22 protein-coding genes are annotated in these 25,217 nt (G+C 64.7%); 12 read left to right on the forward strand and 10 right to left on the reverse strand.

Features of this window, described 5'->3' with window-relative positions:
* Positions 1 to 37: 37 nt before the first annotated feature.
* Genes BXA07_RS19780 through BXA07_RS19790 form a run of 3 tightly spaced genes read right to left on the reverse strand, consistent with a single transcriptional unit; the run spans position 38 to position 3,618 of the window.
* Positions 38 to 1,591: a class I adenylate-forming enzyme family protein gene (locus BXA07_RS19780; RefSeq protein WP_076570138.1), complete on the reverse strand. Its 1,554-nt coding sequence runs from the start codon at positions 1,589 to 1,591 to the stop codon at positions 38 to 40.
* A complete protein-coding gene (locus BXA07_RS19785; protein ID WP_034782861.1) occupies positions 1,588 to 2,742 on the reverse strand; it encodes an acyl-CoA dehydrogenase family protein in 1,155 nt (384 codons plus the stop codon). Before BXA07_RS19785 ends, BXA07_RS19780 begins: the two co-directional genes overlap by 4 nt.
* A 51-nt stretch (positions 2,743 to 2,793) precedes the next feature.
* Positions 2,794 to 3,618, reverse strand: a complete 825-nt coding sequence (locus BXA07_RS19790) for an IclR family transcriptional regulator (protein ID WP_076570140.1) — start codon at positions 3,616 to 3,618, stop codon at positions 2,794 to 2,796.
* Positions 3,619 to 3,887: 269 nt separating this feature from the next.
* Here BXA07_RS19790 and BXA07_RS19795 point away from each other — a divergent pair, with 269 nt between their 5' ends.
* Together BXA07_RS19795 and BXA07_RS19800 are read left to right on the forward strand one after the other, a co-directional pair.
* A complete protein-coding gene (locus tag BXA07_RS19795; RefSeq protein ID WP_212592344.1) occupies positions 3,888 to 5,867 on the forward strand; it encodes a TonB-dependent receptor plug domain-containing protein in 1,980 nt (659 codons plus the stop codon).
* A gap of 27 nt (positions 5,868 to 5,894) precedes the next feature.
* On the forward strand, positions 5,895 to 6,431 hold the full coding sequence (locus tag BXA07_RS19800; protein ID WP_076570142.1) for a molybdopterin-dependent oxidoreductase: 537 nt from the start codon (positions 5,895 to 5,897) through the stop codon (positions 6,429 to 6,431).
* Positions 6,432 to 6,486: 55 nt separating this feature from the next.
* On the opposite strand, the gene BXA07_RS19805 is transcribed toward BXA07_RS19800, so the two are convergent.
* Genes BXA07_RS19805 through BXA07_RS19815 form a run of 3 tightly spaced genes read right to left on the reverse strand, consistent with a single transcriptional unit; the run spans position 6,487 to position 9,347 of the window.
* Complete coding sequence (locus tag BXA07_RS19805; RefSeq protein WP_076570143.1) at positions 6,487 to 7,416, reverse strand: alpha/beta hydrolase; 930 nt, start codon at positions 7,414 to 7,416, stop codon at positions 6,487 to 6,489.
* The gene (locus BXA07_RS19810; protein WP_076570145.1) at positions 7,413 to 8,273 is read right to left on the reverse strand and encodes an alpha/beta fold hydrolase; all 861 of its coding nucleotides are present in this window, start codon (positions 8,271 to 8,273) and stop codon (positions 7,413 to 7,415) included. Before BXA07_RS19810 ends, BXA07_RS19805 begins: the two co-directional genes overlap by 4 nt.
* Before the next feature lie 12 nt (positions 8,274 to 8,285).
* Entirely contained in the window at positions 8,286 to 9,347 is a 1,062-nt protein-coding gene (locus BXA07_RS19815; protein WP_076570147.1) for a sugar phosphate isomerase/epimerase family protein, read from the reverse strand.
* A 140-nt stretch (positions 9,348 to 9,487) separates the two neighbouring features.
* Here BXA07_RS19815 and BXA07_RS19820 point away from each other — a divergent pair, with 140 nt between their 5' ends.
* Positions 9,488 to 10,096, forward strand: coding sequence for a TetR/AcrR family transcriptional regulator (locus BXA07_RS19820; protein WP_076570149.1), 609 nt, complete (start codon positions 9,488 to 9,490; stop codon positions 10,094 to 10,096).
* A gap of 15 nt (positions 10,097 to 10,111) precedes the next feature.
* On the opposite strand, the gene BXA07_RS19825 is transcribed toward BXA07_RS19820, so the two are convergent.
* Positions 10,112 to 10,471: a flagellar basal body protein gene (locus BXA07_RS19825; protein ID WP_076570151.1), complete on the reverse strand. Its 360-nt coding sequence runs from the start codon at positions 10,469 to 10,471 to the stop codon at positions 10,112 to 10,114.
* Positions 10,472 to 10,606: 135 nt separating this feature from the next.
* Here BXA07_RS19825 and BXA07_RS19830 point away from each other — a divergent pair, with 135 nt between their 5' ends.
* The 5 genes from BXA07_RS19830 to BXA07_RS19850 all read left to right on the forward strand — a co-directional run bounded on the left by BXA07_RS19830 (position 10,607) and on the right by BXA07_RS19850 (position 16,350).
* On the forward strand, positions 10,607 to 11,818 hold the full coding sequence (locus tag BXA07_RS19830; protein ID WP_244556342.1) for a dienelactone hydrolase family protein: 1,212 nt from the start codon (positions 10,607 to 10,609) through the stop codon (positions 11,816 to 11,818).
* Between the two features lie 111 nt (positions 11,819 to 11,929).
* Positions 11,930 to 13,435 (forward strand): NYN domain-containing protein, encoded by a 1,506-nt coding sequence (locus BXA07_RS19835; RefSeq protein ID WP_076570153.1) that lies wholly within the window; start codon positions 11,930 to 11,932, stop codon positions 13,433 to 13,435.
* A 136-nt stretch (positions 13,436 to 13,571) separates the two neighbouring features.
* Entirely contained in the window at positions 13,572 to 14,189 is a 618-nt protein-coding gene (locus BXA07_RS19840; RefSeq protein WP_070222989.1) for a PAQR family membrane homeostasis protein TrhA, read from the forward strand.
* A gap of 81 nt (positions 14,190 to 14,270) precedes the next feature.
* Positions 14,271 to 15,152, forward strand: coding sequence for a LysR family transcriptional regulator (locus tag BXA07_RS19845; protein WP_076570155.1), 882 nt, complete (start codon positions 14,271 to 14,273; stop codon positions 15,150 to 15,152).
* 145 nt (positions 15,153 to 15,297) lie between these two features.
* Entirely contained in the window at positions 15,298 to 16,350 is a 1,053-nt protein-coding gene (locus BXA07_RS19850) for a hypothetical protein (protein WP_076570157.1), read from the forward strand.
* Positions 16,351 to 16,365: 15 nt separating this feature from the next.
* On the opposite strand, the gene BXA07_RS19855 is transcribed toward BXA07_RS19850, so the two are convergent.
* Both BXA07_RS19855 and BXA07_RS19860 read right to left on the reverse strand, forming a co-directional pair.
* On the reverse strand, positions 16,366 to 19,239 hold the full coding sequence (locus tag BXA07_RS19855; RefSeq protein WP_076570159.1) for a bifunctional diguanylate cyclase/phosphodiesterase: 2,874 nt from the start codon (positions 19,237 to 19,239) through the stop codon (positions 16,366 to 16,368).
* Between the two features lie 150 nt (positions 19,240 to 19,389).
* The gene (locus tag BXA07_RS19860) at positions 19,390 to 20,163 is read right to left on the reverse strand and encodes a spermine/spermidine synthase domain-containing protein (RefSeq protein ID WP_076570161.1); all 774 of its coding nucleotides are present in this window, start codon (positions 20,161 to 20,163) and stop codon (positions 19,390 to 19,392) included.
* A gap of 217 nt (positions 20,164 to 20,380) precedes the next feature.
* On the opposite strand from BXA07_RS19860, the gene BXA07_RS19865 reads away from it, so the two are divergent.
* Together BXA07_RS19865 and BXA07_RS19870 are read left to right on the forward strand one after the other, a co-directional pair.
* Positions 20,381 to 20,656 carry a hypothetical protein gene (locus BXA07_RS19865; RefSeq protein WP_076570163.1) on the forward strand — a complete coding sequence of 92 codons (276 nt, stop codon included), beginning with the start codon at positions 20,381 to 20,383 and terminating at the stop codon, positions 20,654 to 20,656.
* Between the two features lie 37 nt (positions 20,657 to 20,693).
* The gene (locus BXA07_RS19870) at positions 20,694 to 21,845 is read left to right on the forward strand and encodes a GGDEF domain-containing protein (RefSeq protein ID WP_076570165.1); all 1,152 of its coding nucleotides are present in this window, start codon (positions 20,694 to 20,696) and stop codon (positions 21,843 to 21,845) included.
* Positions 21,846 to 21,864: 19 nt separating this feature from the next.
* On the opposite strand, the gene BXA07_RS19875 is transcribed toward BXA07_RS19870, so the two are convergent.
* Positions 21,865 to 22,209 (reverse strand): hypothetical protein, encoded by a 345-nt coding sequence (locus BXA07_RS19875; RefSeq protein ID WP_139335664.1) that lies wholly within the window; start codon positions 22,207 to 22,209, stop codon positions 21,865 to 21,867.
* Positions 22,210 to 22,492: 283 nt separating this feature from the next.
* Here BXA07_RS19875 and BXA07_RS19880 point away from each other — a divergent pair, with 283 nt between their 5' ends.
* On the forward strand, positions 22,493 to 23,575 hold the full coding sequence (locus tag BXA07_RS19880) for a calcium:cation antiporter (protein WP_076570169.1): 1,083 nt from the start codon (positions 22,493 to 22,495) through the stop codon (positions 23,573 to 23,575).
* Positions 23,576 to 23,738: 163 nt separating this feature from the next.
* Positions 23,739 to 25,196, forward strand: a complete 1,458-nt coding sequence (locus BXA07_RS19885) for a Ppx/GppA phosphatase family protein (protein WP_076570170.1) — start codon at positions 23,739 to 23,741, stop codon at positions 25,194 to 25,196.
* Positions 25,197 to 25,217: the final 21 nt, after the last annotated feature.

The following is a 25,217-nucleotide window of genomic DNA, read 5'->3' on the forward strand; positions in this document are numbered from 1 at the left end:
TGGGTTTTATTGTCGGGTCTGCTACTACATGGTCAACTTATCGTGCATTCTGCGCCATTTGCCGCAGCTGCCCCTTTAAAATCTTGCCCGTGGCTGCCGCCGGCAGCGCTTCCATGACGATGATGGCGGACGGGCACTTGTACGGCGACAGGGTCTGCGCCAGCCAGGCCTGCAATTCTGCCACGCTGGCGGGCTGGCGCGGGTCCAGCTCCACATAGGCGATGACGTCCTCGTTGCCATCGGCCAGGGTGCGTCCCACCACGGCCGACTGCACCACGGAAGCGTGGGCGTTCAGGGCCGTTTCCACTTCCAGCGGATACACATTGAAGCCGGAGCGGATGATCAGCTCCTTGGTGCGGCCCACGATGAACAGCGCGCCGTCCGGATCCTGGCGCGCCATGTCGCCCGTATTGAGCCAGCCGCCGTCGCGCATGGTGGCCGCCGTCATGGCCGGTTCGCGGTAATAGCCGGCCATGATGTTCGGCCCGCGTATCCACAGTTCCCCCGGCTCGCCCGGCGTCACGTCCTGGCCGGCCACGTCGACCACGCGCACTTCCACGCCGGGGATCGGCATGCCCACGGAATCGTCGCGGCGCGGCGCTTCCAGGCGCGTCTGGCTGATGGTGGGGGCGCTTTCCGTCATGCCGTAGCCATTGTGCAGCGCGGTGCCCAGCAGTTTTTCCACGTCGTGCTTGAGCGACGGCGCCAGCGGCGAGCCGCCCGCATAGGCGAAGCGCAGCCGCGTGGGCAGCGGCGTATCGGCGCCGCCCAGGGTTTGCAGCAGCTTGGCGTACATGGCGGGCACGCCCTGCACGATGGTCAGTTCATCGTCCTGCAGGGCCGAGAGCAGGCCGTCGACGGAAAAGCGCGGCACCAGGTACAGTGCGGCGCCCGCATACAGGGTGCCCAGGGCCACCGAGGCCAGGCCGTACACGTGCGAAATCGGCAGCACGCCGTAGGCGCGGTCGCTGCTGCTCAAGCCGCGCAGGGTGCTGGAGACGGCGGCGATGAACAGCAGGTTGCGGTGCGTGAGCATCACGCCCTTCGACTGCCCGGTGGTACCCGTCGTGTAGATCAGCGCGGCCACCTGTTCGTTGCCGGGCACCGTGTCTTCCGCGATGGCCGCCTCGTTCAACTCGCCCGCCAGCAGCTCGCCCATGCCGTCGACCGTGGCGCTGGCCGCGCCCAGACGCGCCGCGTGCGCGTCCGCCTCCGGCGAGGCGCCGGCCAGGAACAGCATCCGCCGCGCGCCGGAGTGCGCGGCGATGGTATCGATCTCGCGCGCCGACAGGCGGGCATTGACGTTGACGATCCAGGCGTCGATGCTGGCCGCCGCAAAGATCAGCGCCACCTGCAGCGCGCAGTTCTCGCCCACCACCATCAGGCGGTCGCCGGCGCGCACGTCCAGTTGGCGCAGCAGCTGCGCGGCGCTTTCCACACCGTGCTGCAGCTGGGCGTAGGTCCAGCTGCGGCCAGCTTCATGCAGCGCGGGCGCGTCGGGCGCGCGCGTCGCCCAATAGATGGGGATGGCCGACAGGCGCGCCGGCAAGTGGGCCAGCAGGGCGGGAATGTCCAGCGCGGCCTCCCTCACTTTTGCGCCGCCTTGATCATGTTGCGGGCGATGACGATCTGCTGGATCTGCGTCGTGCCTTCGTAGATGCGGAACAGGCGCACGTCGCGGTAGAAACGCTCGGCCGCGTATTCGCTGATGTAGCCGGCGCCGCCGTGGATCTGCACGGAGCGGTCAGCGACTCTGCCGCACATTTCGGAGGCGAACAGCTTGCAGCACGACGCTTCCGTCGAGATGTCTTCCTTGTTGTCGCGCCGGCGCGCCGCGTCGAGCACCATGCTGCGCGCCGCATAGATTTCCGCCTTGCTATCGGCCAGCATGGCCTGGATCAGCTGGAATTCCGCGATAGGCTGGCCGAACTGCTGGCGCTCCATGGCGTAGGCCAGGGCGTCGGCCAGCATGCGTTCGGCCGCGCCCACGCAGACGGCGGCGATGTGCAGCCGGCCCTTGTCGAGCACCTTCATGGCTGTTTTAAAACCCACGCCTTCCTTGCCGCCGATGATGTTCGCGGCCGGCACACGGCAATTTTCGAAGATGACGTCGCAGGTATGCGCGCCTTGCTGGCCCATCTTCTTATCGATCTTGCCTAAAGAAAGGCCCGGCGTATCCTTTTCCACGATGAAGGCGGAGATGGCCGAGGCGCCGCGCTTGACGGGGTCCGTGCGCGCCATGACCGTAAAAATGCTCGCTTCGGGCGCGTTGGTGATATAGCGCTTGCTGCCGTTGAGGATGTAAAAATCGCCATCGCGCACGGCCGTCGTGCGCAGCGAGGCGGCATCGGACCCCGATCCCGCTTCCGTCAGCGCGAACGAGCCGATGATCTCGCCGGCCGCCAGCTTGGGCAGATAGTATTGTTTTTGCGCTTCCGTGCCGTCGATGACGATGCCTTGCGAGCCGATGCCGTTGTTCGTGCCGATCAGCGAGCGGAAGGCGGGCGAGGTGCGGGCGATTTCAAAGGCGACGCGCACTTCCTCTTCCATGCTCAGTTCCAGGCCGCCGTAGGCTTCCGGAATGGACAGGCCGAACAGGCCCAGTTCGCGCATCTGCGCCACGATGGCGGGCGGGATCGTGTCCGTTTCGGCCACCAGCGCCTCGTTCGGCACCAGCACTTCGCGTACGAAACGGGCGATGCTGTCGAGCAGGATGTTCAGGGTTTCTTCGTCGCGTATCATCGGTTTCCTCGGCGCTTTGATGTGATCTGTTGTTAAGAGGGGGCGCGCAGTCTAACCGCGGCCCAGGTTTTTTTCCACTGTCTTGACCAGGGCGACCAGGCGCGGTCCGAGGTCCGATTCGAGTTTTTCGCGCGACAGCAGGAAGGCGGGGCCGCCGCAATTGAAGGCCATCACCTGTTCGCCGTCGGCACCCAGCATGGGCACGCCCACGGCGTGCACGTCGTTCTGCCATTCGCCGGCCGAGATGCAAAAGCCCCGGTCCTGGTAATCTTTGAAGCCTTGCTCGATGCCGGCCTTGATGCGGGGCCAGCGCTCCGTCTCATGCAGGCGCGCATGGTCCATTAGGTAATCGCGCTCGGCCTGCGGCAGGATGCACAGCAGGGCCTTGCCCATGGCCGTCGTCATCAGGGGAATGCGCGAGCCGACGTCGAGGCGCAGCGTGACGTTGGCGCTGCTGCGGCAGGTTTCCACGTAGACCATGCTGAGGCGGTCGCGCGTGCCCAGCGAGACGGAGGCCTGCGCATGTTCGGCCAGTTCTTCCATCAGCGGGCGCGCCATCTTGCGCACGTCCAGGTTCGACAGCATGCGGTAGCCGAGAGCCAGCACGCCGGCGCCCAACTGGTACTTGCCCAGGCTGTCCGAATAATTGAGGTAGCCGAGCTTGGTGAGGGTGTAGGTGAGGCGGGAAATCGTCGGCTTCGGGATGCCCGTGCGCTTGGCCATGTCCGCATTCGACAGGAAGACTTCGCCGGGGCGAAAGCAGCGCAGCACTTCGAGGCCGCGCGCCAGCGCGTTGACGAACTGGCGGTCCTTGCCTTCCTCGTCATCGCTGAAGACGATGAGTTCCGGATCCGCTGCGGCTTGAATATTTGTCATATTTGCATTCATTTTCGAACTCCCTGGAAACCAGTTTGCCTAGCCAAATTGGACGTGTCAACCGTTTTGTGAAACATTCGTTCGCACAGCGAAATGCTGCAGTGCATGAAAAAAACGTGAGAAATTGACTTGCGCGAGGCCTTTTGGCCTTGCTGCTTGAGTATCGTTATATACATCTGTATATTGCGCTGTTGGATGACGGCCGCCGCATGCGCGGCCGCTTTTTTGCATATCGCTATATAGGGCGATATATAACGGAAGAGAAAAACATGACGATGGTGAAACAGGTAATGGCTGGCGCCGTACTGCTTGCGCTGGCGCAGCAGGCTGCTGGCAAGGAAGACGTGGATGCGGCGGCGCCGTTCGTGCTGGGCACGGTGACGGTGATCGGCCAGCGCGAGCAAACAGGCCAGGTGGAACAGCAGGTGGGATCCCAAGTAAGCCGCGCCGAGATGCGCCGCTTTAACCGCGACAACGTGGGCGACGCCTTGAATCTGCTGTCCGGCGTGTCGCTGTCGACCAATTCGCGCAACGAGAAAACCGTCGCCATCCGCGGCTTCGATGCGCGCCAGGTGCCGCTGTACATCGACGGCATACCCGTCTACGTGCCGTATGACGGCTACGTCGATTTCAACCGCTTCACGACGGCCGACCTGGCCGCCATCCAGGTGGCCAAGGGCTTCAGTTCCGTGGCCTACGGCGCCAATACCCTGGGCGGCGCCATCAACCTGGTGTCGCGCAAGCCGACGGCTTTGATGGAAGGCGATACGTCAGTGGGATTCGGTTCGGGCAGCGAGCGCCAGGTGTCAGCCAACGTGGGCACGAACCAGGGCCTGTGGTATCTGCAGGCGGGCGTGTCGTACATCGACAGCGACGGCTTCCCCATGTCGTCGGACTTCCGCCCGACGGCCACGGAAGACGGCGGCACGCGCAACAATTCCTACCGCAAGGACCATAAATTGTCGTTCAAGGTCGGCTACACGCCCGTGGGCGGCGACGAGTATGCACTGAGCTACTACAAGCAGCATGGCGAAAAGGGCCAGCCGCCATCGACGAATCCTGTCGGCGCGCGCTACTGGCAATGGCCGTACTGGAACAAGGAAAGCGTGTACTTCGTTTCGCAGACGCGCCTGGGCCAGCAGGAGCGCCTGAAACTGCGCCTCTACCACGACAGCTATGACAATGAAATCACCTCGTTCACCAATGGCAGCTACAGCACCATCAAGACCAGCGGCCAGGGCAGCGTCAGCGGCGGGCGCAGCATCTATAACGACCGCACGAACGGCGGCGCGGTGGAACTCGAATCGTTCCGCCTGGCCGCGCACAGCCTGCGCTTTGTCGCCAGCTACAAGGCCGACGAGCACCAGGAGCGCGATGGCAAAGGCGTGCGCAACACCTGGTACAAGGATGCCCTGTGGACCTTGGGCGCGGAGGACAGCATCGCCCTGAACGCCGCAACGGAACTGTCGCTGGGCGTATCGCGCAACGAACTGCGCCCGGACACGGTGTATAGCGCCGGCAATGCGTATACTTTGCCAGGCAATCAGGCGGCCACGGACCTGCAGGCGGGCCTGTTCCACAAAGTGGGTCCCGAGGCGAAGGTGTACGCCACCGCGGCGCGCAAGTCGCGCCTGCCGACCCTGAAGGACCGCTACTCGCAGCGCCTGGGCACGTATATCGAAAACCCGGCCTTGCGCGCGGAAGAGGCGATGAATTACGAGCTGGGGTACCAGGCAAGCGTGCAGGGCGCCAGCCTGGAAGCGGCGCTGTTCTACAGCGACGTGAAGGACAAGATCCAGAGCGTGGCGAATGTGGCCGGCGTGCGTTCGCAGATGCAGAATGCGGGCCGGGCGCACATCAGCGGCGTGGAACTGGGGGCGCGCGGCCGCGCCGGCGCCTGGCTTGATTTCGGCGGCAATTACACCTACACGGAGATGAAGAACGTCAGCGACCGCGCCATCCGCCTGACGGATGTGCCGCGCCACAAGCTGACGGCGCACGCCGTGCTGCACGCGGCGCGCCAGGTCGACGTGGTGGCCATCGCGGAAGCGAACAGCGGGCGCTGGGTCTCGAACACCCTGGAACTCGGTGGCTTTACGACGCTGAACCTGAAGGCCGTGTACCGGCCCTTGCCGGCCTTGAGCCTGGAAGCGGGTGTGAGCAACCTGGGCGACCGCAATTACGCGCTGGCCGACGGTTTCCCCAGCGCTGGCCGCACCTGGCTGGCCAATGCGCAGTACCAGTTCTGATTCGTCACTGTCATGAAAGGACACAGCATGTTCAAGAAAATATTGGCTGGCTTTACTTCGGCGGCGTTGCTGGCCGCGGCGCCCGCGTGGGCCGACCCGGCGCCCGCGCGCGATAATATGAGCCACGCGCTCGCCGTGACGGGCGTGGTGGAAACGCCGTTGTCCCTGAAGGTGGCCGACCTGCGCCTGCTGCCGCCGGCCAATGGCGGAGAGCTTGCCGTCACGCGGCACAACGGCGACAAGGCCGAGACCATCACCAGCTACAAAGGCGTGCGTCTGCGCGACATCCTCGACAAGGCGGTGCTCGATGCGCCCGGCCACAATGACGTCAAGAAGCTCGCCATCATCGCCAAGGCCACGGATGGCTACGCGGTGGTGTTTTCCTGGGGCGAGCTGTATAACGCACCGGCCGGCGAGGGAGTGATCGTCTACTATGAAAAGAACGGCAAGGCGCTCGACGACAACGACGGCGAGATCGCCCTCATCTCGGCCAAGGATATCCGCACGGGGCCGCGCCACGTGAAGTGGCTCAATGGCATCGAGGTGCGCAAGCTGGTGGAGTGATGCGCAGCTGATGGAGGAAAAACGCGCCGTGGAGCCATCCCCGGCGCGTTTTTTTCTATGCCGCCAGCGCTTGCCGCATGGCCTTGCCCGCCACGTCGAACAAGCCGCGCGCCGCTGGCGTCAGGCCCGGCATGTGGATCGATGCATGGATCATGCCGTCGAGTTGCACGCATTGCGCCGCCACGCCGTCGTCGCGCAAATACCGCGCATAGGCTTCGCCTTCGTCGTGCAGCGGGTCGTACTCGCATACCAGCACCGTCGCCGGCGGCAAGTCCTTGAGCGACGCGGCCTGCAGGGGCGCCGCGTAGGCGTTCGCGCCTTCAGCCGGCTCGTTCAGGTAGGCCGACCAGCAAAAGCGCATGGCTTCCCGCGTCAGCGAGTGGCCTTCCGCATAGCACTGGTAGGACGGCGTGTCGAAGGCGAAATCGAGCGCCGGGTACAGCAGCAGCTGGTGCGCCAGCGCTGGGCCGGCCTGGTCGCGCGCCATCAGGGCGGCGGCCGCCGCCAGGTTGCCGCCCGCGCTGTCGCCGCCCACGGCCAGCCGTTTCGCATCGATACCCAGCATCTCCGCCTCGTCGGCGACCCAGCACAGGGCCCGGTAAAAATCGTTCAGCGGCACGGGAAACTTGTGCTCGGGCGCCAGCCGGTAGTCGACGGAAAAGATCACGCAGCCGGTGGCGTTGGCCAGTGCGCGGCACGGATTGTCGTACAGGTCCAGCGAGCACAGGCACCATCCGCCGCCATGCGCGAAGACGATGGCGGGCAGAGGATGAGCAGTGTCCGCGCCGGCCGGCACGTAGGCGCGCACGGTCAGCGCATGCTCGCCCGGCACCACGTAATCGGTAATGGACGTCACGTGCTCCAGCGGGCCGTGCAGCTGGCGCAAGCCCGTTTCCGTGGCCGCGCGCAGGTCCGCCAGCGAGGCGGGCGGCGGCGCGTCTTTCGTCTGTTCCAGCCAGGCGGCGATCAGCGGGTCGAGGCTCATGCCCGCTCTCCCGCCAGGAAGGGCAGCAGGTGGGCGATGAACGCTTCCGGCTGTTCTTCCATGATGAAGTGGCCGCATTCGGCGACGATGGCGCCTTGTAACATATCGGCCTTGCCCTGCATGGTCAGCAGCGGCGCGTCATTCGTCGCGTGGTCGGCGCCGATGGCCAGCACGGGCATGGCCAGGCTCTTTTTCGCCCGCTCCAGGTTTTGCCGGATGGTTTCGGGTATGGCGCGGTAGTAGGCGAAACCGGCGCGCAGGGCGCCCGGCGTGGCATAGGCGTCCGCATACACGTCGACGGCCACCTTGTCGCGGCGGTACGACCAGCGGTCGAAAATGAAGCGGATGTATTCGCGCTCCTTGCCCGCCGTGAGCATTTCCGGCAAGTCCAGCACCTGGTTGAACATGAAGTGCCACAGGAAGATGTTGTCCGACGGCGCGACGAAAATCGGCGGCGCGGGCGCCAGGCCGGGAATCACGGCTTCCGTCAGCGCCAGTTTCGTCACGGCCTGCGGGAAGTCGCTGGCCAGTGCGTAGCCGACCCACATGCCGATGTCATGGCCGACGACGTCGTACTGCGCGTGGCCCAGGGCCAGCATGGCGCGGTGCAGGGTGGCGGCAACGGCGCCCGTATCGTAGCCATCTGCAGGGCGGCTGGAGTGGCCGCTGCCCGGCGGATCGATGGCGATGGCCTGGTAGCCCTGGGCCGCCAGCGCCGCCATCACGTGGCGCCACGCATACCAGGTTTGCGGCCAGCCGGGGATCAGCAGCACGGGTTTGCCGGTGCCGGGACCAGCGATGACGCAATGCAGGCGCTGGCCGTCGATGCGGACGTAGTCGTGAGTGAAGTCGTTCATATGTATCCTTGATTAGTGATGCTGGATGCCCAGCAATTGTTGGATCTGTTGCGCGCTGACGGGGGCGCCGGCGAAGTCGTCGAAGATCTTGTCGGTCACGGGAATGATGTGGGCATTGATGAAGGCCACGCCTTCGCGCGCGCCCACTTCCTGGTCCTTCAGGCAGCATTCCCATTCCAGCGTCGCCCAGCCCGCGTAGTCGTTCTGCGCCATCTTCGAAAAAATCGCCTTGAAGTCGACCTGGCCATCGCCCAGCGAGCGGAAGCGCCCGGCCCGGTTTTCCCACGACTGGTAGCCGCCGTAGATGCCTTGCCGCCCCGTCGGATTGAATTCCGCATCCTTCACATGGAACATGCGGATGTGGTCCTTGTAGATATCGATGAATTCCAGGTAGTTCAGCTGCTGCAGCACGAAGTGGCTGGGATCGAACAGCATCTTGCAGCGCGGGTGGCGGCCTACCCGCTCGTAAAACATCTCGAAGCTGATGCCGTCATGCAGGTCTTCGCTCGGGTGGATTTCGTAGCACAGGTTGACGCCCTGTTCCTCGCACACGTCGAGGATGGGCAGCCAGCGGCGTGCCAGTTCGTCGAAGGCCGCCTCGATCAGGCCGGGCGGGCGCTGCGGGAATGGGAACAGGTAGGGCCAGGCGAACGAGCCGGAGAACGTGCCCATGTCGGTCAGGCCCAGGCGTTTCGACGCCATGGCCGCCAGCTTGAGCTGTTCGATGGCCCACTCGGTGCGCGCGGCCGGCTGGCCGTGCAGGTGTGCCGGGGCGAAGCTGTCGCACAGCGCGTCGTAGGCCGGGTGCACGGCCACCAACTGGCCGAGGATGTGCGTCGTCAGTTCGCTGATGACGAGGCCATGGCCTGCCAGCATGGCAACGAGGTCGTCGCAGTACTGCTGGCTGTGCGCCGCTTGCGCCACGTCGAACAGGCGCGCATCCCAGGCGGGAATCTGCAGGGCCTTGAAGCCCATGCCTGCCGCCCACTCGGCGATGGCGGGCAGGGTGTTGAAGGGCGCCGTGTCGGCGGCGAATTGTGCCAGGTGCAGGCTGGGTCCTTGGATGGTTTTCATATCGGCTCCTATTGTTTGTCGATCGACAAAGAATAGGTGAAATTCTTGGCGCGGTCAAGCCCGTGATGCAAAATAAATGGCGAACGCGCCGCGGGTGCCAGGCGTTATACTGGCCGCCAGTTTGTGAAAAGAGGGTAGACATGGCAGGAAGACCGAGGGAATTTGACCGCGCGCTGGCGCTGGCAAAAGCGCGCGACGCGTTCTGGACGCGCGGCTACGAAGGCGTATCGATGGCCGACCTGGTGGCGGCGCTGGGCATCGCCTCGGCGCGCATCTATGCGGCGTTCGGCTCGAAGGAGCAGCTGTTCCGCGAAGCCGTGGAGCTGTATGAAACGGGAGAAGGCGCGTTTGCCGTGCACGCGCTGGCGGCCAGCCTGAATGTGCGCGACGCGGTGGCGCGCATGCTGGAAGAAGCCGTGCTGCTGTACACGCGCAGCGGCCAGCCGCAAGGCTGCATGGTGGTCACGGCCGCCACCAACACGAGCGCGGACAACGCGGGCATCGCCGACTGGCTGGCGCAGCACCGCCGCGCGCGCACGCAGGCCGTCATCGAGCGCCTGCGCGCGGCGCAGCTGGCGGGAGAGTTAAGGGAGGAGGCGGACGTGCAGGCGCTGGGCGACTATTATGCGGCCTTGCTGCACGGCCTGTCGGTGCAGGCGCGCGACGGCATTCCGGCCGAACGGCTGCTGGCGCTGATCACGCCGGCGATGGCGCCCTTGGCGCTGGAAATGCAAAAGCAGGCTATCTAAGCGATAGCTGCTGCGTCAGCTTTTGACGTCGATCAGGCTGCCCAGTGCCTGGTCGGCCGCCTTGACGACATTCGCCGATAAATTAAAACCGGCCTTGTAGACGAGATTATCGGTCAGTTCGGACGCGAGGCCCACGCCGTTCGGCCGGCTTTGCGCCGCCTTGGCCGCAGTCGCATCGGCGCCGCTGACGGCCAGCTTGCGTCCTTCGACGGAGAGCGTGACGCCCGTGCCGGCCGGACTGGCTTCCTGGAACTGGGCTTGCTGCGGCTGGAAGCCTGGCGTATTCGCATTGGCGATATTGTTGGCGGCCACGTCCAGCGCGCGCTGGTTGGCGACCAGGCCCGAGGTGCCGGTGGTGAGGGCGGATATGGACATGATGACTCCTTCAATATGCCAGTAGTTTACTCCCTTGCGCAGTGAAAGTGCTTGGCGTAAGGCAATAATTTTCCTGTCTGTTGGTTTCTCAAAAAAATAGTTACTCAACGTAACTTTTTGATATTGTTCTGCCGCATGGCGCTGCCTAGACTGCTGGGATTCAGTCTTCCGCCTGATCAGGAGTCCGCCATTGCCCGCGTCGCCCGCCTGTTGTTGCCGAGTTTGCTGCTCGGCTCGCTCTGCCTTCCCGCACAAGCCCAGCGCGTGCCATTGCCGCTCGATGCGCGCCTGAACGAGCAGGTCATCATGGTGCCTGCCGGCGCCGGCATGCATGAAATACTGCAAACGACGGTCTTTCGTCCCCCCGGTCCCGGCCCGTTTCCCCTGTTGCTGATGAATCATGGCAAACAGGCGGGGCCGGCAAGGCAGCAGCAGCGCGAGCGCTTCATCTATATGGCCACCGAGTTCGTGCGCCGCGGCTATGCCGTGATGCTGCCCATGCGCACTGGATTTGCCCAATCCACGGGCGCTTATCGCGATTTCGGCTGCGACATGCTGGCCAATGCCCAGGGCCAGGCGCGCGATATGCTTGATGCGCTGGCCTATGCCCGGCGCCAGAGCTGGGTCGATCCAGAGCGCATCGTCGTCGCGGGGCAATCGTATGGCGGCATGGCGGCGCTGGCGCTGGCTACCCGGGCGCTGTCCGGCGTGCGCGGCGTGCTCAATTTCGCCGGCGGCCTGCGCGTCGACATGCCCGGCTGCGACTGGCCGTCGGCCCTGGCCAAGGCCTTCGCCACCTTCGGCGCCTACAGCCGCATCCCCAGCCTGTGGCTGTATGGCGCGAACGACTCCTATTTTGCGCCAGCGCTCGCGCAGCGCCTGTTCCACTCGTTTGCCGGTTCGGGCGGCAGGGGCGAGCTGTTTGCCTATGGACCGTTCAAGCGCGACGCCCACCTGACCCTGGGCAGCCGCGATGGCGTGGCCGTCTGGCTGCCGCCCACCGAGCGCTTTCTGCAAAAAATCGGCATGCCGGTGCGCCAGGTCTACAGTGTGCCCGATGCGCCGTCGCCGCCCGACACGCATTTCGCGCCGCAGGGCGATATCGCCGCCGTGCCCTATCTGGAAGAGCAGGGCCGCGCCGCCTACCGCGTCTTCCTGGAAAAAAACGCGCCACGGGCCTTTGCCTTGTCGGCCAGCGGCGCCTGGGGCTGGGCCGAGGAGGGCGAAAGTCCCGATGTCCGCGCGCTGGCGTCGTGCCAGCGCTGGAGCAGCCTGCCGTGTCAGCTGTATTCGGTCGATGAAAGCGTTGTTTGGCCGGGCGCCGGCGCCGTCGGCGGTGCGCAATAAGCTGCCGCGCACGATAGTTGTCGCCGAAACGGGGGATGGGCGAATATACTAGGCGAAAAGGGAGGCGTTGCGCTTCCCGTCCGCCCTTATCATCAGCGAGAATTCACCCTTATGGCGTCATCCCCAGAAAACCTCAGCATGGCCGTGTTTTGCGACTTCGAGAACGTCGCGCTCGGCGTGCGAGATGCAAATTACGAAAAATTCGATATCAAGCCCATCCTCGAACGCTTGCTGCTCAAGGGCAGTATTGTTGTCAAGAAGGCATATTGCGACTGGGACCGTTATAAAAGTTTCAAGGGCACCATGCATGAGGCGAACTTCGAACTGATCGAAATTCCCCACGTGCGCCAGTCCGGCAAGAATTCGGCCGACATCCGCCTGGTCGTCGATGCACTGGACCTGTGCTACACCAAGGCGCATGTGAACACCTTCGTCATCATCAGCGGCGATTCCGATTTTTCGCCGCTCGTGTCGAAACTGCGCGAAAACGCCAAGCAGGTGATCGGCGTGGGCGTCAAGCAGTCGACCTCCGACCTGCTCGTGGCGAACTGCGACGAATTCATTTTCTACGACGACCTGGTGCGCGAGAGCCGCCGCACGGCCGCCAAGCGCGACGCGCGCGAAACTCCGGCGGCCAAGCGCTCGCCCGACGAAGAAGTGCGCCGCAAGGAAAAATACGAGTCGCGCAAGACGGAAGCGATCGAGATGGCCGTCGCCACCTTCGACGCGCTGGTCTCCGAGCGCGGCGACAGCGGCAAGATCTGGGCTTCGATGCTGAAGGAAGCGATCAAGCGCCGCAAACCGGATTTCAGCGAATCGTATTACGGCTTCCGCACCTTCGGCAACTTGCTGGAAGAAGCGCAGACGCGCGGCTTGCTGGAATTTGGCCGCGACGAGAAATCGGGCGCCTATGTCTACCGCAGCAGCGGCCTGGTGCCTGTCGCTGCGCCCGTGAACGGGGAAGTCGCCAGTGACGCGCTGATCGCCGGCGGCGAAGCCGTCGCGACGGCGGAAGAGGGCAGTCACCGCGAGGGCGGCAGCCGCCGCGATTCGCGCCGCAATGGCCGTGGCGGCCGCAAGCAGAACGAGCAGCGCCGCGGCGAATCCGCGCCACAGGCCTTCGTGCCGGTGGCCGATGTGGAAACGTCCGTCGCCGTCATCGAGCAGTATGCGCCGGCGCCGCAGCCCGAGGTGGTGCACGAAGTGGCCGAAGCCGCAGTCGAGGTCGTGGCGGAAGAGGGCAACGCCAAGCGCGGTTCGCGCCGCAATGGCCGTGGCGGCCGCAAGAATGGCGATGGCGCACGTGAAGCGCGTGCCGAGGCCGTTGAGGTAGCGCAAGCGGCGCCGGTACCTGAGCCGGTACCGGAGCCAGTCGCCGAAGTGATTGTGGAAGCGGCCGCCGAAGCGAAGCCGAAGGCCAAGCCGCGCACGCCGGCCCGCAAGGCGGCAGCGGCGAAGAAGCCGGCCAAGAAGGCGGCTGAAGCCGTGGCGGAAGCGGCGCCTGTGATTGAGGCGGCGCCGGTGGAAGTGGCCGTCGTGGCGGAAGACAAGCCGGCCAAGGCGCCGCGCAAGACCCCGGCGCGCCGTCCCGCGCGCAAGAAGGCGGAAGCTGCCTGATAGTTCGAGCAGGAACAAGCGGGGCGGCAATCGCATGCGCCCCGGCTTTTCCGGCCCTTGCCTTGCGCAAACCGCGCACCCCGATCTCCCCAAGCGTGTACGATGAGCCTGTTTTTAACGCAGCGGGCGGTCAGGCATGTACCACGGTGAACGGTTCAACAGCATTTCCCATACGGTGGGCGCCGCCCTGGCGGCCATCGGCGGCGTCATCCTGATCGTCGCGGCGGCCCGCACGGGCGACCCCTGGAAAATCGTCAGCTGCAGCGTATATGCGGCCATGCTGCTCACGCTCTATCTCACGTCCACCCTGTACCATAGCGTGCGCGGCAAGGCCAAGGCCGTGCTGCAGCGGCTCGACCATTGCGCCATCTACCTGCTCATCGCGGGCACGTACACGCCCTTCATGCTGGTGACCCTGCGCGGGCCGTGGGGCTGGTCGCTGTTCGGCGTCGTCTGGGGCCTCGCGCTGTTCGGCATCGTGCAGGAATATGTGTACGCAAAAGGCGCGCGCATCCTGTCGCTGGTGATTTACGTGGCCATGGGCTGGCTGATCGTCATCGGCATCAAGCCGCTGCTGGCCGCGCTCGAGTGGAACGGTTTCCTGTGGCTGGTGGCGGGCGGCCTCTGCTACACGGGCGGCATCGCGTTCTACGCCACCGACCACAAGCTGCGCCATGGCCACGGCATCTGGCATCTGTTCGTGCTGGCCGGCAGCAGCTGCCATTTTATCGCCATTTTGTTCTACGTTGCCTGACGTAGCGCGCAGCAGGGCCACCCTCGCTGACTATTGCCTGCAATCCATTATAATGCCCCGATCTGTGAAATAAGGGCAACAATGGATATCAACTCGGACGACCTGAAAATCTTCGTCACCGTCATCGACAGCGGCACCCTGAGCGCGGCCGCCGTGCATCTGGGACAAACCACCTCGGGCGTCAGCCGCGCCCTGTCCCGGCTGGAAGACAAGCTGGCCACGTCGCTGCTGACGCGCACCACGCGGCGCATGGAACTGACGGAAGAGGGGCAGCTGTTCCTCGACAAGGCGCGCGCCATCCTCGCCTCGATGGAGGACGTGGAAGAGTCGATCCGCATCCGCCGCCAGAAGCCGGCCGGGCGGCTGTCCGTCGATGCCGCCTCGCCCTTCATGCTCCACTGCGTCGTGCCCCACGTGGCCGAATTTCGCGCCATGTATCCGGACATCCGCCTTGAGCTGACCAGCAACGACCAGATTGCCGACCTGCTCGAGCACCGCACCGATATCGCCATCCGCATCGGCGCCCTGGTCGATTCAACCCTGCATGCGCGCGCCCTGACTGCCAGCCCGCTGCATGTGCTGGCCACGCCCGCCTACCTGGCGCGCCACGGCGAACCGGCCACGCCGGAAGCGCTGGCCGGCCATGCGCTGCTGGGCTTTGCCCAGTACGACCTGGGGAATAACTGGCCGCTGCGCCACGCAGCGGGCAACAGCCTGCAGATCGTGCCCGCGCTGGCCGCCTCCAGCGGCGAAACCCTGCGCCAGCTGGCCCTGCACGACCAGGGCATCGTCTGCCTGTCCGATTTCATGACGAAGGACGACATCGCCGCCGGCCGTCTGGTCAAGGTGCTCGAACCGTTCTACACGGGCTACCGCCAGCAGATCCACGCCGTGTATTACCGCAATACGCAGCTGGCGCAGCGCATCAGCTGTTTCCTCGAATTCTTGCAGCAGAAGCTGTAGGCGCGGGCATGAGGGCGCAATGCATGCAATGCGACACCTGAGGCGGGTAGAGCGGCCTGCTGCAGTGTTTCGCGTGGGAAAGTGTGTATTTTCTACCATGAAAGGCATGTTAGCATGTTGAAACTTAAAATATTGCCAAAAAAATATGCGCAAAAATTTTGCCCTGATCGGCTTGTTATGCATGTCCAGCGCCGGTGCCGCTAACATCATCTATGCGGGCAAGGCGGACTGCCGCGTTGTCGAGCATGCGCGGGTGAGCGGGCATGCAGCTTACTGGAGTGGCGCTTGCAACGATGGCTATGCCAGCGGACCTGGTGCTTTGCAGTGGAGCAAGGACGGCAAGGCAACGGAACGTTATGAAGGAACGCTGAGCAAGGGCTTGCCTGAGGGCGCGGGCATTGCACAGTGGGCGGACGGCAGTTTGCATGAAGGGAACTACCAGGATGGCCTGCTGCAGGGTCCTGCCGTAGTGATCTTTAAGAATGGGGCAAAATTGCAAGGCAATTTCGAGCGGGACAAGCCAGTAGGCAATGTCAAGTTTGGCTCTCCGGGTGACGATCAGTATGAGGGCGGCTGGCAGGACGGTCCGGAAGGCCACGGCACCATGACATTTTTTATGGGGGGCGCCTATCGTGGGCAATGGCGCGAAGGACAACCGGTGGGTGACGGTGAGCTCTTGTATCCCAACGGATTGGTGCGGAAGGGGCGTTTCAATGGCAGCTTTCGCCTGACGGCGCAGCCGGAGTTGCCCGTGGCAGGCAAGCAGTACACCATCAAGGAACAAAATGCGGCGCTCGGCTCGAACATTCGTGGTATTGCCTCCGGTGGCTTTGACGTCCCCCCGGAAAAGTCATACGCCCAGTTGACGCCGGAGCAGCAGCAACTCGTGAAAAGACACTATGCAGTCTTGCAGGATGACGATGCGCCACCGTATCTGGAAAAGGGCATGCTGGAATTATCGCGAGCAATGCAAGGCCTGATTTCGTACAGGGATGCTACCGGCGACTTGCACGTCAATGTCGCTGTCGATGAACAAGGCGTGGTGCAGAATGTCACGCTGCTGAAAAGCCCGGACAGCGAGTCCGCCAAGCTGGCGGCGACCATGTTCATGCTTCTGCGGTTTACACCTGGCCGTTGCGCAGGCCAGCCCTGTGCGATGGTAGTACCGTTCAGGTTTTCGCTCCGCTACAAGAAGTAGCACGCCGGCCTGACCTCACGCGGCCGCGTGCGCGCTGCTCAGCAGCAGTTCCACCTCGTGCGCGGGCAGCGGGTGGCTGAAGTAATAGCCTTGCGCCTCGTCGCAGCCGTGCTGGCGCAGGTAGTCCAGCTGTTCGGCCGTTTCCACGCCTTCGGCCACCACGCGCAGTTTCAGATTGTGCGCCAGGGCGATGATGGAGACGACGATGGCCGCGTCGTCCGCGTCGCGCGCCACGTCGTTGATGAAGCTGCGGTCGATCTTCAGCACGTCGATGGGGAAGGTGCGCAGGTAGGCGAAGCTGGAATAGCCGGTGCCGAAATCGTCGATCGACAGCTGCACGCCCAGCGCCTTCATGTCGTGCAGCTGGCTCACGGCCAGCGCCACGTCGTGCATGAACAGGCTTTCCGTCAGTTCCAGTTCCAGGCAGGCGGGCGGCAAGTCCGTTTCATGCAGCACGGCGGCGATCGAGGCCACCAGGTTCGGCTCGTTGAACTGGCGCGCCGACAGGTTGACGGCCAGGCGCAGATTGCCCAGCCCCTCCCGATGCCAGGCCTTGACCTGGGCGCAGGCCTGGCGCATGACCCAGGCGCCGATCGGCACGATCAGGCCCGTATCCTCGGCCAGTGCGATGAAGCGGTTCGGCGCCACCATGCCCAGGTCCGGATGCTGCCAGCGCAGCAGCGCCTCCACGCCGACGATGCGCCCGCTGGCCAGGTCCAGCTGCGGCTGGTAGTGCAGCACGAACTGCTCGCGTTCGAGGGCGTTGCGCAGCGCCGTTTCGATGCGCAGGCGCTCCAGCGTGGCCTGGTTCATGGCCGTCGTATAGAACTTGATGTTGTTGCGGCCCTGTTTCTTGGCGCAATACATGGCGATGTCCGCCTGTTCGATCAGGTTTTGCGTCTCGCCATTGAGGGTCACGTCGCCGGGAGCGTCGTAGCGCGACATGTCGTAGACGGCCACGCCGATGCTGCAGGTAACGAAGAATTCCTTGCCATCGAGTAATACCGGCTGCGCCACGGCATCCATCACGCGCTGCACGATGGCGCTGCTGAGGGTTTCATCGGCCTGTTCGCACAGGATGGCGACGAATTCGTCGCCGGACAGGCGCGCCACCGTATCGCTTTCGCGCAGGCTGGCCTGCAGGCGCGTGGCGATGGTTTTCAGCAGCAGGTCGCCCGCCTTGTGGCCCAGGCTGTCGTTGACGAACTTGAAGCGGTCCAGGTCGATCAACAGCACCCACAGCGCGCGGTTCTTGCGGCGCGACAGGGCCATCGCCTGCGCCAGGCGGTCGCGCAGCAGGGCGCGGTTGGGCAGGCCCGTCAGCACGTCGTGGTGGGCGATATGCTGGATTTGCTGCTCGGCCAGCTTGCGCTCCGTGATTTCCGAGCCCGTGCCCCGGTAGCCGCGAAACTCGCCCAGCTCGTTGAACAGCGGTTCACCATTGACGCTGAACCAGCGCAACTGGCCATTGCGGTCGTGCATCGCGTATTCGAGGTTGGAAAAGGGCAAATGCGCTTCCAGGTTGGCGATATGCTGCTTGCCCCAGCGCGAATTGCGCATCTCCGGGTTGTTGTCCCAGCGCGTCATGCCGATGAAGCGTTCCAGCGGCATGTTCGACTTGTCCGTGAAGCCGCTGGTGATGTGGGTGAAGCAGAAATTGACGTCCTGCTCCCAGTACCAGTCCGACGACAGGGCCAGCAGGCGGCGGAAGCGCTTCTCGCTTTCCTGCAGCGCCCGCTCCGTGCGCTGGCGCGCGCGCACGTCGGCGCTGAGCAGTTCATTGCTGCGCTTGAGGTCGGCGGTGCGCTGCTCCACCAGCAGTTGCACGCGGCGCGAACGCTGCGTCAGCGATTGCACGAAGGCGGCCGTCAGCAGACTGAACAGCAAACCCATGATGAGGGTGAACAGCGAGCCGAGGTGGTCGGCGAGGAAGGGGCGCGGATGGGCGTCGACGCGCACATGCCAGGGCCGCCCGGCGGCGGAGAAGGCGCTGTCGTAGCGGCTGTGGTACGCAAATTGCAGCCAGCGGGGCAGCGATTGCCAGTTGCCGGCCGTGTTTTCCACCGTCGTCTGGCCGTGCTGGAAGATCAGTTGGCGGGGATCGGCGCCCGCGTCCGCATACACGCTCAGTTCCAGCTGCGGGTCGCCCAGCAGGTCGGCGCCGGCGAGGATCTTCTGTACCAGTTCGCCGGCGCGGATGACGGCCGCCGTGTCGCCGATCAGCGCCGCGCGCCGTTGCGCGACGGTTTGCAGGGGCACGCCGTGGCGATAAACGGGGCGCAGGATGACGAAGCCCTGCTGCGGCCCCTGCGCCAGGGCCAGCAGGCCCGTGGCCGTGGTCTGGCCGCTGATGATGGCCTGTTCCAGGGCGCCGGCCAGCAAGCCGTCCGGGCGCACGTTCAGGCCAAAGGCGGGGCGGTTGCCCTGCAGCGGTTCGAGATAATCGACGATCAGGTAGTTCGCGTGCTCGGCCACGGGATGGATGACGCCATCGCGCATTTCCGTCATCGCATAGTCGGGCACGATGCGCCGCAGCTCGGCCTCGAAGGCGGCGCGCTGCGCATGCGGCACGAGGCGGTGAAAATTGAAGGCCTGGATGAACGGGTGGCGCTGCAGCAGCGGCGTGGTGAAGTCGTGGAATTGCTCGCGCGTGACGGGTACGACGGCGGCAAACAGCTGGTTGGTGGTGGTCAGCACCTCCACCGCATCGTCGAGGCCCTGTTCGATGGCCGCCACCCTGGCGCCTGCGCGCTGCTGCAGGCTCAGGCTCATCTTGTCGTATTCGAGCTGGCTGATGGCGGCAAACAGCACGCCCGTCACGCTGACGCCGCAAGCAAAGGTCAATGCGGCCGCGGCGGAAATCGACAATGGCAGGCGGCCACGCAACATGGGGTTCCCTATCTCACTTCATGGACACAATTGCTCGGCAGCACCTGCCGGCCCGCGCAGGCCGTAGTTTGTCACAAACCACATCCATCATGCGGATTTTGCACCAAATCGCTGCTAATAAGCAACAATATCTAAGGCTGTCGCGGACGACTATCGGTTGCTGCGTGCGCCTGATTGCCGACGCAAACGCCACAGCTGCCATGCCGGCAACAGCCGGTTCAGGAAAGTCAGCCCTGCAATACGGCGCCAGCGCACCAGGCGCACGACGCGTACGGCGCGGCCTGCACCGAGCTGGTCGGGCTTGGCGGCGAAGAGGATGCGGTTGTTGCCGGCGATGCCATCGAAGCTGCAGACGGCGCCGCGGAAGGTCAGCATCAGGCGCTCCAGCATGGCGGGGTAGTGCTCGTCATAGCTGAACAGGTTGGCGACGAGCACGCCGCCCGGCAGCAGGGTGCGCAGGCAGTCGGCATAGAAGCGCGCGCTGCCCAGGGCGGGCGGCAAGCCCGTCTCGTCGTAGCCGTCGAGCAGCAGCACGTCGGCACAGCCCGGATGCTGGCGGATATAGCTGACGGCGTCCGTTTCGATGACGCGCAGGCGCGCGTCGTCGGGCGGCAGCATGAATTGTTCGCGCAGCGCGATCACGTCGGCGCGCAGTTCCAGCACGGTGATGCGGGTGTCGGGCAGGTGGCGGTGGCAAAACTTCGCCAGCGAGCCGCCGCCCAGGCCCACCATCAGGATATGCCGCGGGCGGGGCACGAACAGGGTAAAGCACATCATGGCGCGCGCATAGCGCAGCAGCAGATGGTCGGGGCGCGACAGCAGCATTTCGCTCTGGATCATGCCCGGCTGGAATTCCAGGCGGCGCCGGTCGCCGCAGGTATGCACCTGGGGTGCGCGCACGGTGGGTAATTTGCTATCCGGCATAGGGCGACTTCGCTGAGTGGACGGTGGGAGATGCTTTGTTGCATTCAGAGAAATCTGATAAGCTCCCGTGAGCATACCCGATTAATCCGCACCGAGCGTCCGTATATGGCAGAGGCGGGCTGGCCATCTGCACGCCCGGCGTGCAAGCCGGAGCAGCGCTAGGCAGTTTACGGCACGCGGCGGCACGGCCGCGCAGTCGGGCACCATGGAGACAAGCATGTTTTTGGATCACCCCATCATCACGGCCACGAATAGTTTCACGGAGCCTGACCGCATCGAGCGGCTGACGCGCGTGTATGGCTACGCGGCGGCACTGGCCGACCAGGCCGCCAATTTCGGCTTCATCGAAAAAGTGGCGCAAATCCACGATCACAAGGGTACCCTCATCGTTTTCTGGCATGAAGCCCCCAGCGAAGCGGAGAAGCAGTACTTCGTGCAGGCCTGGGCCAGCAAGGTCGGCGACGGCAGCACCAATGTCGAACACGAAATCTGACAGGCTGCGCCGCGCTGGCGCAGCGATAGCGTAGCCCATGGATATCAAGACCCTGGTCCTGGCCCTGGCGCTTGGCAACCTCAGCCTGTGCGCGGCCCTGTTCTTCTTCGAATACGAGCGCAAGAAGTCGCTCAGCATGTCCACCTGGGCGGTGGCCAAGCAATGCCAGGCCGTGGCCTGGTGTCTGCTGTATTTCCGCGGCGTGCTGCCCGATTTCCTCTCCATCCTGCTCGGCAACAGCCTGCTGTTTGCCGGCATGGCCCTCGATGCGGGCGCGCTGTGGCAGGCGGCCGGGCGCAGCGGCTGGCGCCGTTATGTCTTGCCGGCGCTGGGCTTGTCGGTGGCGCTGTTTGCCGCCTGCTACCTGTTCGACGTGGCGCCGCTGCTGCGCAGCGCCGGCGGCTCGCTGATCGTGGCCGGCTTCTTCCTGGCCGGCGTGGCCGCGCTGTGCCTGAAATGGCGCGAGGCGAGCATGCTGCGCCGCTTTCTCGTCGTCAGCATGGGCATCTTGTCGCTGCTGATCGCCGCGCGCGGCGTGCTGGCCGCCAGCGTGCCCGGTTTCGATGCGGAACTGATGCAGCTGGCCGGCTTTGGCGCGCTGTACCTGATGATGCTGACGAACGCCTTCGGCTATCTGCTGCTGTCGCGCGAAAAGCTGGGCAGTGAGCTGGCGCGCCTGGAAGTGGTCGACGCTGCCACGGGCGTGCCGAACCGGCGCGGCTTTTACCAGGCGCTGGCGCCGTGGATGGCGCTGGCGCGCCGGCCTGGTTTGCCGACGGCGCTGGTGGTGCTCAATATCGACCATTTCAAGCGCGTCAACGACAGCTACGGCCATCCGGTCGGCGACGCCGTGCTCAAAACCATCGTCGACACCTGCCGCCAGCAATTGCGCGACAGCGACCTGATGGGCCGCCTGGGCGGCGCCGAATTCGCCATCCAGCTGCCGCGCACGACCCTGGCCGATGCGCTGATGGTGGCCGAGCGTATCCGCGCCGCCGTCGAGGCGCTGCCCGTCAAGACGGAGCGCGCCGTGCTGCAGCTGACGGCCAGCCTGGGCGTGACCACCATCCGCGCCGAGGACAGCACCGTCAGCCTGTTCAAGCGGGCCGACGAGGCGCTGCAGGCGGCCAAGCTGGCGGGCCGCAACAGGGTGGTGGAGGCGCAGGGCGCCAGCACCCTCGATATCTAAACCGGATTGATAAAACGGATTATTTCTTGCGCGAGCCCAGCCAACTCGGTTCCTTGCCGCATTCCTTGGGCAGGAACAGGGCGTCGAGGCCCGGATCGCAGCGCCGGTCCGGCGCCTTCACCGGCTCGACGGTGAGCCATTCGCTCCTGGGCAGTATCTTTTCTTCGCGTGGCGCCACGGGCGGCGCGGGCGGCAGGCTGTCTTGCCACCGTGCCTCTGCGGCAGGCGCGGGTGGGGTGGCCCAGTTCGCATCAAGCTGCGCTTCGCGCGCTGGCGGCGTGTCCGCGTATGCTGCGGCACAGAACAGGCTGCCTGCGAAGAGGGCTATTCCGGCGCGCATGGCTGCGTTATTTACTGAAATCATGGTTTGTCCTTGCTCGATGCCGGGAAGGCGTGCCCTGCAGTATGAAGGCAGCAGGAAGTAAAAAGACAAGAAAATTGCAACGGCATGTTACCAAAGGGACTATAGTTGCTGGCAGATAGCAGGTGCGCTGCAGTAAGGTGGCCGAGGTGCGGGGCGCCGGCACCCGGACGTGTGCGCTCCCTAACTTTCATTTAAGCTAAGCAAGTTATGCTATCGGGTGCACGCTAGGCCCCTCTTGCCGTCCGCACCGCAGTTCCCCTTTTTTACTCTTGCCAGGCCCATAATGAAAATGCTCAAATCCCTGCCTGTATGGCCGCTTGCCGCCCCGCTTGCCGGCTGGCTGTTCCTGTTCGGTTCCACCTTCAATGTCGGCGGCTTTTACCAGATCCTGCTGGTCGCAGGCCTGATCGGCAGCGTGCTGGCCGCCGTGTACCACGCGGAAGTGGTGGCGCACCGCATCGGCGAACCGTACGGCACCCTGGTGCTGGCGCTGGCCGTGACCCTGATCGAGGTGGCGCTGATCGTCTCGCTGATGCTGGCCGGCGGGCCGGAGACGACGGGCCTGGCGCGCGACACCGTGTTTGCCGCCATCATGATCATCCTCAACGGCATCGTCGGCATCTGCCTGCTGCTGGGCGCCGGGCGCCACCGCGAGCAGACCTTCGGCCTGCTGGGCGTGAGCGCATCGCTGGCCACCCTGGCCGCCATCGCCATCCTGACCTTGGTGCTGCCGAACTACACGTCGAGCGCCGCCGGGCCATACTACAACTCCAGCCAGCTGATCTTCATCGCCGTCATCTCGCTGGTACTGTACGGCACCTTCGTGCTGGTGCAGACGGTGCGCCACCGCGACTACTTCCTGCCCAAGGAAGCCGTCGGCGACGAAGAGGTGCATGCGGCGCCGCCCACGCCCACCGTCGCCTGGGTCAGCGCCGCTGCGCTGCTGGTGTGCCTGGGCGCCGTGGTGCTGCTGGCCAAGTCGCTGGCGCCCGCGCTGGAGACGGCGATTGCCGCCATGGGCGCGCCTAAGACTCTGGTCGGTATCGTCATCGCCGCCATCGTGCTGCTGCCCGAAGGCCTGGCCGCCGTGCGCGCCGCCCGCGCCAACCGCCTGCAAACGAGTTTGAACCTGGCGCTCGGTTCCGCCCTGGCCAGCATCGGCCTGACGATACCCGCCGTGGTGGTGGTGTCGCTGGCCACGGGCCTGACGATCACGCTGGGACTCGATATCAAGTCGACGGTGCTGCTGCTGCTGTCGCTGATGGTGGCCACCCTGTCGCTGGGCACGGGCCGCACCACCGTCATGCAGGGGACGGTCCACCTGGTGATTTTTGCCGTGTATTTATTTACCACCATCGTCCCATAAGCCGCCGCACGGCTGCCGTTTTGTCACAATCCTGTCACGCCGCTGTCATACGATGAGGGTAGTGTGGTAGGATTTTTAAATCGTTTAAATGATTTATATAGTTTAGCAACTGAATTTGCCAACTTTTTCAGTTGGCACAGTAATGACAAGACAAGAGGCCAGTATGTATGCAGCGGTGGACCTGGGGTCCAACAGTTTTCGTTTACACGTCGGCAAGCATGATGGCGACACGATCCGCGTGGTCAAGAGCGTGCGCGACCCGATACGCCTGGCCGCCGGCCTGGACGCCAATGGCGACCTGACCGAGGCGGCCATGCAGGGCGCGCTGGCGTGCCTGCAGCGCTTTCGCGCCATCCTGGCAGGTTTCGAACTCGAAGCCGTGCGCGTGGTGGCCACGTCGGCCATGCGCGTGGCGCGCAACGGCGCCGTTTTCCTGCCGCTGGCCGAGCAAGCCATCGGCTACCCGATCGAAATCATCTCGGGCGAGGAAGAGGGGCGCCTGATCTACATGGGCGTGGCCAATTCCCTGGCGATTCCGGGCGAGCGCCGCCTGGTGATGGATATCGGCGGCGGCTCGACGGAGCTGATACTGGGGCGCGGCCAGGATATCGAGCGCGTGGAGTCGTTCAGCCTGGGCACGGTCAAGCAAAGCCTGTCCTTTTTTATCGGCGGGCGCATTGACGCGCCGTCGTTCGAGGCGGCCATCCTGTCGGCGCGCAGCCATTTCGAGGATGCCGCGCCGCCGTACCATCCGCAGCACTGGAAGACGGCCTACGGTTCGTCCGGCACCATCCGCACGATTGCCGACATCATCGCCCGCAACAAGCTTGGCGACGGCCTGCTCACCAGCGTCAGTCTCGACGCGCTGGCGCGGCGCTTCATCGAACTCGGTCACACCAGCCGCATCGACATGCCGGGCCTGCGGCCCGACCGCGCCAGCACCATTGTCGGCGGCCTGGCCATCCTGATCGGCCTGTTCCGCGAGCTCGACATTCCCGCCATGACGCCGATCGAGGCGGGCTTGCGCATGGGCGTGATGTGGGATTTGTATCTGCGCTCGACCAAGCGCGATCGACGCGAACAGTCGGTGCAGGGCTGCATGGACAAATTCCATATCGACCAGCAGCGCGCAGGGCGGGTGGCGGAGCAGGCGCTGGCCATGTATGCGCAGCTCCGGCCCACGTCCGACGCCCTGGTGAAATGCCTGCGCTGGAGCAGTTTCCTGCACGAGGTGGGCCTGGTCGTGTCGCAGACGGGCTACCACAAGCATGCGGCCTATATCGTGGAAAACGCGGATTTGCCCGGTTTTACCACGCGCGAACAGAAGACCATGAGCCGGCTGATCCTGGCGCAGAAGGGCAACTTGCGCAAGATCGGCGAAGTGCTGTCCGACCCCGATTTCGCCAAGGCCGTGCTGGCGCTGCGCCTGTCGATTCTGCTCATGCATGCGCGCATCGAGGCCGATTTCAGCGAACTGCGCCTGCGCATGAAGAGCCGCATCGAACTCGACATCAAGCGCGGCTGGGTGGCGCACCATCCCACCGTGTCGTTCTGGATCGAGAAGGAGCAGGAATTCTGGGATGAGGTCGGAGTCGATTTCACGATACGCGCCAGCGCGTGAGCGGAAGGCAAGATTGCTGAA

This window comes from Janthinobacterium sp. TND4EL3, from assembly GCF_900156175.1.
Taxonomy (GTDB): domain Bacteria; phylum Pseudomonadota; class Gammaproteobacteria; order Burkholderiales; family Burkholderiaceae_D; genus Janthinobacterium.

Bases quoted from the DNA above. Each gene is read 5' to 3' on its own strand.
- BXA07_RS19830 (WP_244556342.1), top strand. From the start codon at position 10,607: ATGGCGCTGCCTAGACTGCTGGGATTCAGTCTTCCGCCTGATCAGGAG.
- BXA07_RS19800 (WP_076570142.1), top strand. From the start codon at position 5,895: ATGTTCAAGAAAATATTGGCTGGCTTTACTTCGGCGGCGTTGCTGGCC.
- BXA07_RS19885 (WP_076570170.1), top strand. From the start codon at position 23,739: ATGTATGCAGCGGTGGACCTGGGGTCCAACAGTTTTCGTTTACACGTC.
- BXA07_RS19875 (WP_139335664.1), bottom strand. From the start codon at position 22,209: ATGATTTCAGTAAATAACGCAGCCATGCGCGCCGGAATAGCCCTCTTC.
- BXA07_RS19870 (WP_076570165.1), top strand. From the start codon at position 20,694: ATGGATATCAAGACCCTGGTCCTGGCCCTGGCGCTTGGCAACCTCAGC.
- BXA07_RS19835 (WP_076570153.1), top strand. From the start codon at position 11,930: ATGGCGTCATCCCCAGAAAACCTCAGCATGGCCGTGTTTTGCGACTTC.
- BXA07_RS19865 (WP_076570163.1), top strand. From the start codon at position 20,381: ATGTTTTTGGATCACCCCATCATCACGGCCACGAATAGTTTCACGGAG.
- BXA07_RS19795 (WP_212592344.1), top strand. From the start codon at position 3,888: ATGACGATGGTGAAACAGGTAATGGCTGGCGCCGTACTGCTTGCGCTG.
- BXA07_RS19855 (WP_076570159.1), bottom strand. From the start codon at position 19,239: ATGTTGCGTGGCCGCCTGCCATTGTCGATTTCCGCCGCGGCCGCATTG.
- BXA07_RS19825 (WP_076570151.1), bottom strand. From the start codon at position 10,471: ATGTCCATATCCGCCCTCACCACCGGCACCTCGGGCCTGGTCGCCAAC.
- BXA07_RS19840 (WP_070222989.1), top strand. From the start codon at position 13,572: ATGTACCACGGTGAACGGTTCAACAGCATTTCCCATACGGTGGGCGCC.
- BXA07_RS19850 (WP_076570157.1), top strand. From the start codon at position 15,298: ATGCGCAAAAATTTTGCCCTGATCGGCTTGTTATGCATGTCCAGCGCC.
- BXA07_RS19845 (WP_076570155.1), top strand. From the start codon at position 14,271: ATGGATATCAACTCGGACGACCTGAAAATCTTCGTCACCGTCATCGAC.
- BXA07_RS19790 (WP_076570140.1), bottom strand. From the start codon at position 3,618: ATGACAAATATTCAAGCCGCAGCGGATCCGGAACTCATCGTCTTCAGC.
- BXA07_RS19880 (WP_076570169.1), top strand. From the start codon at position 22,493: ATGAAAATGCTCAAATCCCTGCCTGTATGGCCGCTTGCCGCCCCGCTT.
- BXA07_RS19810 (WP_076570145.1), bottom strand. From the start codon at position 8,273: ATGAACGACTTCACTCACGACTACGTCCGCATCGACGGCCAGCGCCTG.
- BXA07_RS19805 (WP_076570143.1), bottom strand. From the start codon at position 7,416: ATGAGCCTCGACCCGCTGATCGCCGCCTGGCTGGAACAGACGAAAGAC.
- BXA07_RS19815 (WP_076570147.1), bottom strand. From the start codon at position 9,347: ATGAAAACCATCCAAGGACCCAGCCTGCACCTGGCACAATTCGCCGCC.
- BXA07_RS19820 (WP_076570149.1), top strand. From the start codon at position 9,488: ATGGCAGGAAGACCGAGGGAATTTGACCGCGCGCTGGCGCTGGCAAAA.
- BXA07_RS19785 (WP_034782861.1), bottom strand. From the start codon at position 2,742: ATGATACGCGACGAAGAAACCCTGAACATCCTGCTCGACAGCATCGCC.
- BXA07_RS19860 (WP_076570161.1), bottom strand. From the start codon at position 20,163: ATGCCGGATAGCAAATTACCCACCGTGCGCGCACCCCAGGTGCATACC.